The 14,125-nt window shown below is 64.5% G+C and carries 13 protein-coding genes; 4 read left to right on the top strand and 9 right to left on the bottom strand.

Annotated elements, in window-relative coordinates; translation table 11 throughout:
- Nucleotides 1-42: 42 nt before the first annotated feature.
- Both K1T73_RS04785 and K1T73_RS04780 read right to left on the bottom strand, forming a co-directional pair.
- A complete protein-coding gene (locus tag K1T73_RS04785; protein ID WP_220602835.1) occupies nucleotides 43-849 on the bottom strand; it encodes an alpha/beta fold hydrolase in 807 nt (268 codons plus the stop codon).
- Between the two features lie 3 nt (nucleotides 850-852).
- A complete protein-coding gene (locus K1T73_RS04780) occupies nucleotides 853-1,452 on the bottom strand; it encodes a 2-hydroxychromene-2-carboxylate isomerase (protein WP_220602834.1) in 600 nt (199 codons plus the stop codon).
- A 108-nt stretch (nucleotides 1,453-1,560) separates the two neighbouring features.
- On the opposite strand from K1T73_RS04780, the gene K1T73_RS04775 reads away from it, so the two are divergent.
- Nucleotides 1,561-2,574 (top strand): ribose-phosphate pyrophosphokinase, encoded by a 1,014-nt coding sequence (locus K1T73_RS04775; protein ID WP_220602833.1) that lies wholly within the window; start codon nucleotides 1,561-1,563, stop codon nucleotides 2,572-2,574.
- A gap of 26 nt (nucleotides 2,575-2,600) precedes the next feature.
- Here the strand turns inward: K1T73_RS04775 and K1T73_RS04770 are convergent, their stop codons facing one another.
- The 6 genes from K1T73_RS04770 to K1T73_RS04745 all read right to left on the bottom strand — a co-directional run bounded on the left by K1T73_RS04770 (nucleotide 2,601) and on the right by K1T73_RS04745 (nucleotide 8,078).
- Nucleotides 2,601-2,951 carry an H-type lectin domain-containing protein gene (locus K1T73_RS04770; RefSeq protein WP_220602832.1) on the bottom strand — a complete coding sequence of 117 codons (351 nt, stop codon included), beginning with the start codon at nucleotides 2,949-2,951 and terminating at the stop codon, nucleotides 2,601-2,603.
- Nucleotides 2,952-3,095: 144 nt separating this feature from the next.
- Nucleotides 3,096-3,539 carry a F0F1 ATP synthase subunit epsilon gene (locus K1T73_RS04765; RefSeq protein WP_220602831.1) on the bottom strand — a complete coding sequence of 148 codons (444 nt, stop codon included), beginning with the start codon at nucleotides 3,537-3,539 and terminating at the stop codon, nucleotides 3,096-3,098.
- 88 nt (nucleotides 3,540-3,627) lie between these two features.
- Nucleotides 3,628-5,052: a F0F1 ATP synthase subunit beta gene (gene atpD, locus K1T73_RS04760; protein WP_220602830.1), complete on the bottom strand. Its 1,425-nt coding sequence runs from the start codon at nucleotides 5,050-5,052 to the stop codon at nucleotides 3,628-3,630.
- A gap of 20 nt (nucleotides 5,053-5,072) precedes the next feature.
- Nucleotides 5,073-5,954, bottom strand: a complete 882-nt coding sequence (locus K1T73_RS04755; RefSeq protein WP_220602829.1) for a F0F1 ATP synthase subunit gamma — start codon at nucleotides 5,952-5,954, stop codon at nucleotides 5,073-5,075.
- Nucleotides 5,955-5,972: 18 nt separating this feature from the next.
- Nucleotides 5,973-7,511, bottom strand: a complete 1,539-nt coding sequence (gene atpA / locus K1T73_RS04750; RefSeq protein WP_220602828.1) for a F0F1 ATP synthase subunit alpha — start codon at nucleotides 7,509-7,511, stop codon at nucleotides 5,973-5,975.
- Nucleotides 7,512-8,078, bottom strand: coding sequence for a F0F1 ATP synthase subunit delta (locus tag K1T73_RS04745; RefSeq protein WP_220603620.1), 567 nt, complete (start codon nucleotides 8,076-8,078; stop codon nucleotides 7,512-7,514).
- 573 nt (nucleotides 8,079-8,651) lie between these two features.
- On the opposite strand from K1T73_RS04745, the gene K1T73_RS04740 reads away from it, so the two are divergent.
- Complete coding sequence (locus K1T73_RS04740) at nucleotides 8,652-9,989, top strand: calcium-binding protein (RefSeq protein ID WP_220602827.1); 1,338 nt, start codon at nucleotides 8,652-8,654, stop codon at nucleotides 9,987-9,989.
- Nucleotides 9,990-10,044: 55 nt separating this feature from the next.
- On the opposite strand, the gene K1T73_RS04735 is transcribed toward K1T73_RS04740, so the two are convergent.
- The gene (locus K1T73_RS04735; RefSeq protein WP_220602826.1) at nucleotides 10,045-10,788 is read right to left on the bottom strand and encodes a class I SAM-dependent methyltransferase; all 744 of its coding nucleotides are present in this window, start codon (nucleotides 10,786-10,788) and stop codon (nucleotides 10,045-10,047) included.
- Nucleotides 10,789-10,849: 61 nt separating this feature from the next.
- Here K1T73_RS04735 and gloB point away from each other — a divergent pair, with 61 nt between their 5' ends.
- Nucleotides 10,850-11,617, top strand: a complete 768-nt coding sequence (gene gloB / locus K1T73_RS04730) for a hydroxyacylglutathione hydrolase (RefSeq protein WP_220602825.1) — start codon at nucleotides 10,850-10,852, stop codon at nucleotides 11,615-11,617.
- A 162-nt stretch (nucleotides 11,618-11,779) separates the two neighbouring features.
- Nucleotides 11,780-14,113 carry an ATP-dependent Clp protease ATP-binding subunit ClpA gene (gene clpA, locus K1T73_RS04725; protein ID WP_220602824.1) on the top strand — a complete coding sequence of 778 codons (2,334 nt, stop codon included), beginning with the start codon at nucleotides 11,780-11,782 and terminating at the stop codon, nucleotides 14,111-14,113.
- Nucleotides 14,114-14,125 lie beyond the last annotated feature (12 nt).

Genomic DNA, 14,125 nt, shown 5'->3' with positions numbered 1-14,125 from the left:
GGCCCTGGCCGCGCTATTCCGCGCCAGTCCTGCTCGACGATCCTAAACCTCGTCAAGAAACCGCAGTATCTCCGAAGCGACCTGCGAGGGATGCGTGATCGGCCCCATATGGCCCGCGCCCGCGATGACCGAACGTCGCGCATGCGGCAGGCGCGCGGCCAGGCCCTCGTTGATCGCCGGGATGATCTCGGGCGATCGGCTGCCCTCCAGAAGCAGGGCGGGCGCTGTCACGCCCTCGAGACGGCCCGGTTCCAGCAACGCGCCCGCGTCGCGATAGAGCGCGTCCTCCGCCGCCTGCACAAGCGGCATCTGCGCAGCCATGCGCGCCCGCTCGTCGTCATCGAGGTCCTCCCACTTGCCTCCGGCACCCCAGAGCTCCGTGAAGGCCCGCGCCGCCGCGCGCATGTCGCCCGCCTCGAATGCGTCGCTCACGCCTTGCATTTCACGTTCGAATGCCGCGCGCATTTCGGGTCGACTGTTGAGCGCGACCGCGAAGAAGACCGGCTCGATCAGCGTGAGGCTTCGCGCCAATTCCGGCCGCTCGACGGCAAGGCGAAGTGCGACCGTCGCGCCGAAGGAATGTCCGATGAGATCGGTGGGGCCGTCGCAGAAACTTGCGGCAATCTCGGTCGTGACCGCCTGAATCTCGCGCTCGCCCGCCCACCCGCCGCTCCTCCCGTGGCCGGGAAGATCGAAGGCCGTCATGGTCAGCGCACCCGACAGGTGCCGGGCCAGCGGCCCCCACGCGCCGGAATGAGCCAGGCTGCAATGGATCATGACCGCGGCCCGCGGCCCCTGCCCGAAAGTCGTCCAATAGGTCTCGATCTCCGACCGCCGCGCCTTCGGCATCGCTCAGATCGTCCCACCGAGATGGGCGTCAAGATCGGCGATCCGGTCCTGCCCCCAGAAGGCCGCACCATCGTCACAGAGGTAGAATGGAATACCGATCACCCCGCGTTCCACTGCTTCCTCCAGGTTGCGCGCATAGGTCTCCGCCCCGCTCAGCAGGCCACTGTCGGCGAGCGCGGGATCGAACCCTGCCTGCACCAGGCACTCACGCACCACCTCGTCCTCGGCCACGTCGCGCTCCTCGGCCCAGCAGGCCCGCAGGAACGCACGCGCAAGTGCACCGACGTCACCCCCACCACTCGCCTGCGCGGCGATGATCGCATAGGCCGAGGGCGCTGGATTCGTGGGCCAATGCGCCGGTTTCAGGGTGATTTCCATCCCCTCGCGGCGCGCAATCCGTGCGAGATCCTGTGCCGTATAGGCCGCTACCGCCGCGGACACTTCGCGGTTGGCCCTGCCGTGAACGCGCTGCATCAACGCCATGAAATCGACGGGCTTGTAGGTGACCGAGGCGCCATGCCGTTCGGCCACCGCCTCCATCCGCTCTCCGGCGAGATAGGTGTAGGGTGACAGCGTCGAGAAAAAACAGTCGATATGGGCCATTTTCGCGCGCCTCCCCGCAGGCTGATGCTTTGCCAGACCCTAAGCCCATGCTAAGCGGGGTTCAACGCCCGCGAATCCGTCAATCCACTGCCCGCGCCAGGACGCCCCATGCCCCAGACTCCCGAACCCAAGCTTATCTCCGGCAACGCGAACATGCCGCTGGCCAAGGCCGTCGCACGGCGCATGTCGATGCATCGCGGCGTTCAGGTGGGCCTCGTCGACGCGCGGATCGAGCGGTTCAACGATCAGGAGATCTTCGTCGAGGTGTTCGAAAACGTCCGCGGCGAGGATATGTTCATCCTTCAGCCCACGTCGAACCCCGCTAACGACAACCTGATGGAACTTCTCATCATCGCCGACGCGCTCCGGCGCTCCTCGGCGCGACGGATCACGGCGGTCATCCCCTATTTCGGCTATGCCCGCCAGGACCGCCGGACCAAGGCGCGGACCCCCATCACCGCCAAGCTCGTGGCGAACATGATCGCCGGCACGGGGATCGAACGGGTTCTGACCATGGACCTCCACGCGACCCAGATCCAGGGGTTCTTCGACATACCCGTCGACAACCTCTACGCCTCGCCCGTCTTCGCGCTCGACGTGAAGGACCAGTTCAAGGGCGCGATGGAGGACGTGATGGTCGTCTCGCCCGACGTCGGGGGCGTGTCGCGCGCGCGCGAACTGGCCAAGCGGATCGCGGCACCTCTCTCGATCGTCGACAAGCGGCGGGAGAAAGCGGGCGAAGTGGCGGAAATGACCGTGATCGGTGACGTGACCGGCAAGAAATGCATCATCGTCGACGACATCGTCGACACCGCCGGAACGCTCTGCAAGGCCGCCGAAGTGCTCATGCAGAACGGCGCCTCCGAGGTCCACGCTTATATCACACATGGCGTCATGTCCGGCCCGGCGGTCGAGCGGGTCAGCAAATCGGTGATGAAATCGCTGGTGATCTCGGACACGATTCAGCCCACCGACGCGGTCAAGTCGGCGCCGAATATCCGCATCGTGCCCACGGCACCCATTTTCGCGCAGGCGATCCTCAACATCTGGAACGGTACATCCGTGTCGTCGCTGTTCGAAACCGAAACGCTCGACCCGATCTATGAAGGACATTTCGGGTAAGTAGGCATCCCACCGCCCCGCTCAGATCAATACAGATCCCACTCATCCTCGTGCACGAGTTCGCCGATCGACATCCAGCGCATGCGGGCGCGGGCGATATGGGTGTCTGACCACGTGCGAAAGACGCAATCGAAACCGCGCTCGGTGACGTTCTCGGCGGAAATCTCCATCCGCGCGTTCGTGTTGGCGTCTATGTCCCACATGGAAAGGGCCACGTGGACGGCGGGCGGCGCCTTGTAGCGCTCCGCGAAACGGACCGAGTGGCGGCGGGTTCGCTCGCCCGCACCTGTCCACATCTCGCCATTGCTCTCGTAGTCCGAAAACAAGACGAGTTCGCCCTGATCAATCCCGATCAGCCTGTTTTCAAGACGTTTCATATCGCTGCCGTCACTCTTCCCGCGAGCCATTCTACCCGCAATTGCGGCGATAATAAGAGGGTAAATGCAACGCTGCGACGCGCAGGCATGAAAAAGGCCCGCTCGATTCGGCGGGCCTTCGATCCTCGCTGTCGCGCGGCCGTCTTAAGGCGCCGCGGCTTTCGAACTGACCGGCATGTCGATTTCGTCACCCATCGCCACCATGTCGGCGAGGAGCTTCGCGGCATCGTCCACCGGGCCAGGCTCGTTCTTGAAGGTTTCCTGTGCCTTGGCGAGTTTGTCGGTCGCCTCGTCCACGAGCTTCTTCATGTCGTCCTGCGTCATGTCCTCGCGCGGGATTGCCCGCTCGGCCAGCACCGAAATGGATTCGGCGTTGATCTCTGCGAAACCGCCGGTCACGATGAAATCCTTGTCGCCATCGCTGCCCGACACCCTGAGCACACCGGGACGAAGCCCCGTGATGACCGGCGTGTGGCCTGCCATGACGGTCATGTCACCCTCGGTCGCGGGGATGCGGATCTCGCGCACTTCCTCCGACAGAAGTTGCCGCTCGGGACTGACAAGGTCGAATTGCACTGTTTCAGCCATCTTGGCCTCCCGTTTCGGAGCACGGCGGACACGAAGCCCGCCCTACCCCGGATGTAGGGTGGGCATCACTGCCCACCGCAACTTTCGCTTACGCGGCGTCCGCGGCCATCTTCTCGGCCTTCGCCTTCACCTCGTCGATGCCGCCCACCATGTAGAAGGCGCCTTCGGGCAGGTGGTCGTACTCGCCCGCGACAACGGCCTTGAAGGACGAGATCGTGTCCTCAAGCGGCACCTGCACGCCGTCGGACCCGGTGAAGACCTTGGCGACGTCGAAGGGCTGCGACAGGAAACGCTGGATTTTCCGGGCGCGCGCCACCGTCAGCTTGTCCTCTTCGCTCAGTTCGTCCATCCCGAGGATCGCGATGATGTCTTGCAGCGACTTGTAGCGTTGCAGGATGCCCTGCACGTCGCGCGCGACCTTGTAGTGCTCCTCGCCCACGATCGCCGGATCCATCAGGCGCGAGGTCGAGTCGAGCGGGTCCACGGCCGGGTAGATGCCCAACTCCGAGATCGCACGGCTGAGAACCGTCGTTGCGTCAAGGTGGGCGAAGGTCGTGGCAGGCGCCGGGTCGGTCAGGTCGTCCGCGGGAACGTAGACGGCCTGGATCGAGGTGATCGAGCCCGCCTTGGTCGAGGTGATGCGTTCCTGCATCGCGCCCATGTCAGTGGCGAGCGTCGGCTGGTAACCCACGGCCGAGGGGATACGGCCGAGAAGCGCCGACACTTCGGACCCCGCCTGCGTGAAGCGGAAGATGTTGTCGACGAAGAACAGAACGTCGGTCCCGCTGGCATCCCGGAACTGCTCGGCCAGCGTGAGACCCGTGAGAGCAACACGCGCGCGTGCCCCCGGAGGCTCGTTCATCTGGCCGTAGACAAGGGCCACCTGGCTTTCCTCGAGGTTGTCCGGCTTGATGACGCCCGACTCGATCATCTCGTGATAGAGGTCGTTGCCCTCGCGCGTCCGCTCGCCCACGCCGGCAAACACGGAATAGCCCGAGTGCACCTTGGCGATGTTGTTGATCAGTTCCATGATGAGAACCGTCTTGCCCACGCCGGCGCCGCCGAAAAGGCCGATCTTGCCGCCCTTGGCGTAAGGCGCCAGCAGGTCCACCACCTTGATGCCGGTGACGAGGATCTCCGATTCCGTCGACTGCTCGGAGAACTCCGGGGCGGGCTGGTGGATGGCGCGGGATTCCTTGGCCTTGATCGGCGCGCCCTCGTCCACGGGCTCGCCCACGACGTTGAGGATGCGGCCCAGCGTGGCGTCGCCCACGGGCACCATGATCGGCCCGCCGGTATCGGTCACGTCCTGTCCGCGCACCAGGCCCTCGGTCGAGTCCATCGCGATCGTCCGCACGGTGTTCTCGCCCAGGTGCTGCGCCACCTCGAGCACGAGTTTCTTGCCGTTGTTGTCGGTCGTCAGCGCGTTGAGAATCTCGGGCAGGTGGTCGCCGAACTGAACGTCCACCACGGCGCCGATCACCTGCGTGATTGTGCCTTTTGCTTGTGCCATGTTTCGTGTCTCCGGGTTCGTTAGAGCGCCTCGGCGCCCGAAATGATTTCAATGAGCTCGTTGGTGATCACGGCCTGGCGCGAACGGTTGTATTCGATCGTCAGCTTGTCGATCATCTCGCCCGCGTTGCGCGTCGCGTTGTCCATCGCGGACATGCGCGCGCCCTGTTCCGAGGCCCCGTTTTCCAGCAGCGCCGAGAAGATCGCCGTCGCCACCGCGCGCGGCAGAAGCTGCTCGAGGATCGCCTCCTCGTTCGGCTCATAGTCATAGACCACGTCGCTGTCGGTCTCGACTTCGGCGTCCTCGGGCACATCCGCGGGGATCACCTGCTGCATCGTGGGAATCTGGCTCACCACGTTTTCGAAGCGCGCGAAGAAGATCTTCGCCACGTCGAACTCGCCCGCGTCGAACCGCTCGAGGATATCGGCGGCGATGGCCTGCGCGTCCGCATAGCTCACGTTCTTCACGTCGCTCAGGTCGACATGGTGGATGAAGTGATCGCCCACGTAGCGGCGCAACGCGTCGCGACCCTTCTTGCCCACCGTGATGATCTTGACGGTCTTGCCTTCGCCCAGAAGGCGCTCCGCCTCGGCGCGGGCCTTCTTGGCGATGTTGCCGTTGAACCCTCCGCAGAGGCCCCGCTCGGCCGTCATCACGACAAGCAGATGTACGTCATCCTTGCCCGTCCCGCGCAGCAGGCGCGGGGCGGTGTCGCTGTCACCCACCGATGCGGCGAGCTTGGCCATCACAGCATTGAACCGCTCGGTGTAGGGGCGCGACATCTCGGCCGCTTCCTGTGCCCGCCGCAGTTTCGCGGCGGCCACCATCTGCATGGCCTTGGTGATCTTGCGGGTCGACTTGACCGACTCGATCCTGTTCTTAAGGTCCTTGAGACTCGGCATGTGCCTCGGTCCTTTCCCTTACGAGAAGTCTTTGGCGAACTCGTCGATCGCGGCTTTCAGCTTGTCTTCCGCGTCGCCCTTGATCTTCGGATCCTCATTGGTGATCCAGTCGAGCACGTCCTTCTTGTTGGTCCGCATGTGATTGAGAAGACCCTCCTCGAAGCGGCCCACCTGGTCGACGGCCAGGTCGTCGAGATAGCCGTTCGTCCCGGCATAGATCACCACGACGATTTCCGCGTTGGTCAGCGGCGAATATTGCGGCTGCTTCATCAGTTCCGTCAGGCGCGCGCCCCGGTTCAGCAGCCGCTGCGTGGCCGCGTCGAGGTCCGAGCCGAACTGCGCGAAGGCCGCCATCTCGCGATACTGCGCGAGGCTGAGCTTCACCGGACCGGCAACCGACTTCATCGCGTTGGTCTGCGCGGACGATCCCACGCGGCTGACCGAGAGACCGGTGTTCACGGCCGGGCGGATACCCTGGTAGAAAAGTTCCGTCTCGAGGAAGATCTGCCCGTCGGTGATCGAGATCACGTTGGTCGGGATGAACGCGGACACATCGCCGCCCTGGGTCTCGATGATCGGCAGCGCCGTCAGCGACCCGCCGCCATTTTCCTCGTTGAGTTTCGCCGACCGTTCCAGCAGGCGGGAATGGAGGTAGAAGACGTCGCCCGGATAGGCTTCGCGGCCCGGCGGGCGGCGCAGAAGAAGCGACATCTGGCGATAGGCCACGGCCTGTTTCGACAGGTCATCGTAAACGATCAGCGCGTGGCGCCCGTTATCGCGGAAATGCTCGGCCATCGCAGTGGCCGAATAAGGCGCCAGGAACTGCATCGGCGCCGGGTCCGAGGCGGTGGCTGCCACGACGATGGAATATTCCATCGCGCCGTTCTCCTCGAGCTTCTTCACAAGCTGCGCCACGGTCGACCGCTTCTGGCCCACGGCCACGTAAACGCAGTAGAGCTTCTTGCTCTCATCGTCGCCCGCCGCCTCGTTATAGGTCTTCTGGTTCAGCATCGTGTCGAGCGCCACGGCCGTCTTGCCCGTCTGGCGGTCGCCGATGATGAGCTCGCGCTGGCCACGCCCGATCGGGATCATCGAGTCGATCGCCTTCATGCCGGTCGCCATCGGCTCATGCACGGACTTGCGCGGGATGATGCCCGGTGCCTTCACGTCGGCCAGGCCGCGTTCCTTTGTCTTGATCGGCCCCTTGCCGTCCAGCGGGTTGCCCAGGCCGTCCACGACCCGGCCCAGCAGCGCATCGCCGATCGGCACGTCCACGATCGACTTGGTGCGCTTGACGGTGTCGCCTTCCTTGATGTCCCGGTCGGACCCGAAGATCACGACACCCACGTTGTCGGCCTCGAGGTTGAGCGCCATGCCCATGACCGCACCGGGAAACTCCACCAGCTCGCCGGCCTGCACGTTGTCGAGGCCGTGGACGCGGGCGATCCCGTCGCCCACCGACAGGACGCGGCCGACTTCGGCCACATCGGCATCCTTGCCGAAATTCTTGATCTGGTCCTTCAGGATTGCAGAAATCTCTGCGGCTTGGATACCCATTTATCCGACCTCTTTCATTGCATTCTGGAGAGAATCGAGGCGCGAGCGGATCGAGGTATCGATCATCTTCGAGCCCACTTTCACGACAAGACCGCCGATGAGGCTTTCATCGACGGTCACATTGATCTTCACGTCCTTGCCGACGGTCGACTTGAGCGTGCTGGCAAGTTTCTCGGACTGCGTCTTGGTCAGAGCTTTCGCGCTCACCACGTCGGCCGTCACCTCGCCCTTTTCCTCGGCGATCATGGCCCGAAGCTGCGCGACAAGCTGCGGAAGCGCGAACAGGCGCCGCTTCTCGGCCATGAGCGCAAGCCCCTTCGAAAGCTCTTCGGGAAGCTTCATCTTCTTGGCCAGCGCTTCCATCGCGGCGCCCTGCTCGCTCCGGCTGATTACGGGCGAGGCGATCATCTCGCGCAGATCCGCACTCGCCTCGAGCGCATCGGCAAGCGCATCGACACCTGCCTCGAGCTTCGGCAGCGACTTGCCTTCCTGTGCCAGTTCGAAAATGGCCGTCGCATAGCGTTCGGCGATACCGGAGGAAATCGAAGCTGTTTCCGACACGTCCACCCTTCCGACAGTTGGCCCCGGTGCATCGCGGTGATTGCCGCGCCGGGGGCGTTGATGGGCCGCGACGGCCCGCATAGTTCATGATCCGGCGTGGGTCTAGCAGAGCCTTTCCCAGCGGGCAAGCTACCATGACTGCATCGCGAAAACCCACCTCTCAAGCCTTTTCAAAGGCTTAGATCGCGGCAATGCCACCGCCACATCAATCGGACGCAAAAAAATTGCGCGCGCGCTCCAAGATTCGTGGATTTGCCCTCGAGCCACCCTCTCGGCGTTAACGCTATCACGATCAATTCATCTTGCTCTCGCTCGAAATGCACTTGCGCTCACGATCTCGGGAACGGGCTGTCCTCGCCGAGTTCAAGTCGGAGCGCGCCCGCCATCCATACCCGCTCCAATCCCTTCCAGAGCCCCGCGCCCGGAAGGCTCCCCATCAATTTCTTGATCTGCCATCGCAATCCTCGGCACCCCAAGTGATTGTTTCGCAACCCGAAACTATTGCTGTGCGACCCTTGACTCACCTTGCTCACCCCCCGACGATCAACAAGATACTAGTAATCCTTGGGGGATGTGATTGTGGAATTTCTGGTTCTGGGCGCGCTCGCGCTCCTCTTTGGCACGGCCGCCTTCGAGGCATTCGATGATAGCGATGACGATAAACCGGCCGCGGGCGATGATGGCGGTGGGGAAGGCGACGATACCGGCGACGGCGAGGTCAGCATGGCGCTCATCGAAGGCACCGACGGCGACGATAATCTCTCGGGTCAGGGTCAGGACACCGTGCTCGGCGGCGAGGGGGCCGATACGATCTCCCTGGTTAACAGCGCTTTGGGTCTCGGAGGCGGAGGCAACGATCAGATGGATGCCGCCGACACGGCCGACGCCTATGGCGGTGCGGGCGACGACATGCTCGAGGCCAGCGGACAGGCGACGATCTCGGGCGGGTACGGCAATGACACGCTTACCGGCGGTGAAAACGCCATCGTGGCGGGCAATGCCGGCGATGACAGTCTCATCCTGAACGACGCGGCGCGCGGCTTCGGTGGCGATGGCAACGACACGATCAGGGGCGGCGACGAGACGCGCTTCGACGGTCGCGCGGGCGACGACCGGCTGATCGCAGACGGCAATGCCGTGACCCGCGGCGGTGAGGGCGAGGACGTGCTCGTCCTGCGCCACTCGGCCAGGGGCTTCGGCGAAGCGGGGAACGACCGCTTCGGTGTCAGTGATACCGCCGAAGCCTTCGGCGGGGATGGCGACGACACGTTCGAGGCTCGCGGGCAATCGACGGCATCGGGGGATGCGGGCGACGACTCCTTCGGCCTCTCCGACAACGCGACCGCTTATGCGGGCGATGGAGACGACAGCCTTACGCTTGCCGATGAGGCCATCGGCTATGGAGGCGCCGGCAGCGATACGTTCGACCTCAGCGACAGCGCCAGCGGCTTCGGAGGCAGCGGTGCCGACATACTCACCGGTTCGGGCGGGACCACGCTCGACGGTGGCAGCGGTGACGACTTTCTCACGATCCGCGGGGCGGCCGCCGCCGATGGCGGTCCCGGCAACGATATTCTGCGCGCCGAGGCACAGCCCGAAGATACGGAGGGCGATCCAGCGGCTCTCACGGGCGGCAGCGGCGCGGATGAATTCCAGCTCGCCACGGCGGTGGGCGCTGACGGGCTTCTGGTGGCTCCGAATGTCATCATCACCGATTTCGACACCGCGGAGGACTTGCTTGTAATCGAGGCGCCCGAGCCCGATGACACCGAGATTTCCGTGTCCGGCACTGGCGAAACGACGCTTACCCTCGTCTATCCGGCGGCGCCGAGCCTGCAGATCAACCTCGGCTCGATACCCGGTCTCGCCGAGAGCCATATCCGCTTTCTCGCACCCCCCTCGGCACCTGTCGGCTGAGGAACCGGTCCGGGCGTCACCACGGACCGCGCCAGCCCCGATCAGGGCACCCGCCTCACACCGCTGGCTTGGCGCTTGGTTTCGGCTGAAGCACCTCGAGCGGTGAGCGCGCCGGCGCCTTGACCCCGGGGCCCCGCGGCGCCTGCACGCGCTTGCTCGCCTCCACGATCACTACGCCGCCAGCGCCAAGGATGCTGAGCCGCCCGCCCATCCGTTCCATCACCCCCGCCGTCTTGCGCCAGAAACGCCGCTCGCTGGGCGGCTGGTAGAGCGTGGTGACATGTCGTTCGGGTATGAACCCCTCGGCCTTCAGGAAGCTCTCGAGCTGGCCCTGGCTGTAAGGACGGCCATAGCCGAAGGGCGTCCGGTCCGACCGCGACCATAGCCCCGCGCGGTTGGGCAGCATGAAAAGCGCCGAGCCCCCGGGACCCAGCACCCGCCAGCATTCGCGCACCACTTCCGCAGGCCGCTCGCTCACCTCCAGCGCATGGGCCACCAGGAGCTTGTCCACCCGCCCCGTCTCGAGCGGCCAGAACGTCTCTTCGCACAGAACGCTCACGTTCGGCATGCCCTGCGGCCAGGCGATCACCCCCTGCTGCGCGGGCATGAGGCCCACGACCCTGCGCGCCTCCGCGAGATAGGGCCGCAGGAACGGCACCGCGAAGCCGAAACCGGCGACGGTCTGTCCCTTGGCCTCGGGCCAGAACCGCGCGATCTGCTCGCGCAAGGTCTTCTGCGCCGCCCGTCCGAGCGCGCTGCGATAGTAGAAATTCCTGAGATCCTGCACATCGAGATGCATTGCGGCCCTGCCCCGGATCAGTCACGATGACCATAACGACAACGCAGATACGGGAAAAGCCATGACACTCGACATTATGACCATCCCCTGCCTTTCGGACAACTACGCCTATCTCGCGCATGACCCCGAGACCGGCGACACCGCCCTCGTGGATGCCCCCGAGGCGGCGCCCATCCTGCGCGCGCTCGATGAAAGCGGATGGCGGTTGAGCCACGTGCTCATCACGCATCATCATGCCGACCATGTGCAGGGAATTGCCGACATCCTTGCCCGCCATCCCGCCACCGTCGTGGGCGCGCGGGCTGACGCACACCGGCTGCCACCGCTCGACATCGCGGTGGCCGAGGGCGACACGGTCACGATCGGCCGCGAGACGGGGCACGTTCTCGACGTCTCGGGACACACGGTCGGCCATATCGCTTTTCACTTCCCGGACAGCCGCGCGGCTTTCACCGCCGACAGCCTCATGGCGCTGGGCTGCGGGCGGGTGTTCGAGGGCACGATGGAGCAGATGTGGCACAGTCTCTCGAAGCTTGCCGCGCTGCCCGAAGACACGCGCATCTATTCGGGCCACGAATACACCGCCGCGAATGCCCGTTTCGCGCTGTCCATTGATCCCAAGAATTCCGCGCTTATATCACGGGCGAGGGCGGTCGATGCCGCCCGCACCGACAATCAACCCACCGTGCCGTCTCTTCTGTCGGAAGAGCTTGCCACAAACCCGTTCCTGCGCGCCTCCGATCCGGCTCTCAAATCCGAGCTTGGCATGAGCCGCGCAAGCGACGCCGAAACCTTCGCCGAGATCCGCACCCGCAAGGACAATTTCTGAGCGTGGAGCACGCAAAATCGACGCGGTGCAGGGAAAAGTGATCGTGGAAACGCAGAAATTCCTTGAAGGTGCGGCCATATCGACCAAACTTTAAACTTATGAGGCCAAGGTTGACGGCACGACACGCGCCGTCCGCTACCAGATCAGGAAGGAGCACCCATCGTGCCTTCATTCTCGAACACGCTTGAACAGGCAATTCATGCCGCGCTGGCCATCGCCAACGCGCGGCGCCACGAGTTCGCGACGCTCGAGCATCTTCTGCTTGCGCTCGTGGACGAACCGGACGCCGCGCAGGTGATGAAGGCCTGCAATGTCGACACCGAGGATCTGCGCGGGACCCTCGTCGATTTCATCGACGACGACCTGTCGAACCTCGTGACCGACATCGAAGGGTCCGAGGCCGTGCCCACCGCCGCGTTCCAGCGGGTGATTCAGCGCGCGGCGATCCATGTGCAATCCTCCGGCCGGACCGAGGTGACGGGCGCCAACGTCCTCGTCGCGATCTTCGCCGAACGGGAATCCAACGCGGCCTTCTTCCTCCAGGAACAGGACATGACCCGCTATGATGCGGTCAATTTCATCGCGCATGGCGTGGCCAAGGATCCGGCCTTCGGCGAATCCCGGCCCGTCACCGGCGCGGATGACGAGGATGAGGCGACGGGCACCACCACCGGCGGTTCCGAGCAGGTCGAGAGCGGTGAAAGCGCGCTCGCCAAGTATTGCGTCGACCTCAACCAGAAATCTCGCGCGGGCGACGTCGATCCGCTCATCGGTCGCGCCTCCGAGGTCGAGCGCTGCATCCAGGTGCTCTGCCGCCGGCGCAAGAACAACCCGCTTCTCGTGGGCGATCCCGGCGTGGGCAAGACCGCCATCGCCGAAGGGCTGGCTTACAAGATCGTGCAGGGTGAAACACCCGAAATCCTGTCCAAGACCACGATCTACTCGCTCGACATGGGCGCGCTGCTGGCGGGGACCCGCTATCGCGGCGATTTCGAGGAGCGGCTCAAGGCCGTTGTGACCGAGCTCGAGAACCATCCCGACGCGGTGCTCTTCATCGACGAGATCCACACCGTGATCGGCGCCGGCGCCACGTCAGGGGGCGCGATGGACGCGTCGAACCTGCTGAAACCCGCGCTTCAGGGCGGCAAGCTCCGGTGCATGGGCTCCACCACCTACAAGGAGTTCCGCCAGCATTTCGAAAAGGACCGCGCCCTTTCGCGCCGGTTCCAGAAAATCGACGTGGTCGAGCCGACCGTCGAAGACACGGTCAAGATCCTCAAGGGCCTCAAGCCTTATTTCGAAGAGCATCACGCCGTCAAATACACCAACGACGCGATCCGCACCGCCGTCGAACTGAGCGCGCGCTACATCAACGACCGCAAGCTTCCCGACAAGGCCATCGACGTCATCGACGAGGCCGGCGCGGCACAGCATCTTCTGGCTGCGTCCAAACGGCGCAAGTCCATCGGCTCAAAGGAGATCGAGGATGTGGTGGCCAAGATCGCCCGCATCCCGCCCAAGAACGTCTCGAAGGACGACGCGGAAGTGCTCAAGGATCTCGAAGCCTCGCTCAAGCGCGTGGTCTTCGGTCAGGATACCGCGATCACCGCGCTCAGTTCCGCGATCAAGCTCGCGCGGGCCGGCCTGCGCGAACCCGAGAAGCCCATCGGCAACTATCTCTTCGCCGGTCCCACCGGCGTGGGCAAGACCGAGGTGGCCAAGCAACTGGCCGATACGCTCGGGGTCGAGCTTCTGCGCTTCGACATGTCGGAATACATGGAGAAACACGCCGTTTCGCGGCTTATCGGCGCGCCTCCGGGCTACGTGGGCTTCGACCAGGGCGGTCTTCTGACCGACGGTGTCGATCAGCATCCGCACTGTGTCCTCCTGCTCGACGAGATCGAGAAGGCGCACCCGGACGTGTACAACATCCTGCTTCAGGTGATGGACCACGGGCAACTGACCGACCACAACGGGCGCACCGTGGATTTCCGCAACGTCATCCTCATCATGACGTCGAACGCCGGCGCCGCCGAACAGGCGAAAGAGGCGATCGGCTTCGGCCGCGACCGTCGCGAGGGCGAGGATACGGCGGCGATCGAGCGGACCTTCACACCCGAATTCCGCAACCGTCTCGACGCCGTGATCAGCTTCGGCGCCCTGCCCAAGGATGTCATCCTCCAGATCGTCGAGAAGTTCGTCCTGCAACTCGAGGCGCAGCTTCTCGACCGCAAGGTCACCATCGAGCTGACCCGCGCCGCCGCCGAGTGGCTGGCCGACAAGGGCTATGACGACAAGATGGGCGCACGCCCGCTTGGCCGCGTGATCCAGGAGCACATCAAGAAGCCGCTGGCGGAGGAACTGCTTTTCGGCAAGCTCGCCAAGGGCGGCATCGTCCGCGTGGGCGTGAAGGACGGCAAGATCGATCTGCGGCTCGACGGACCGGACGCGCCCCGGCTTTCGGGCAAGAAGCCGCCTCTCCTGACGGCGGATTGAACTGCCTTCTCC

This window comes from Roseovarius sp. SCSIO 43702, assembly GCF_019599045.1.
Taxonomy (GTDB): domain Bacteria; phylum Pseudomonadota; class Alphaproteobacteria; order Rhodobacterales; family Rhodobacteraceae; genus Roseovarius.
Note: the sequence above shows the minus strand (reverse complement) of the source record. Positions and strands in the feature narration are given on the sequence as shown.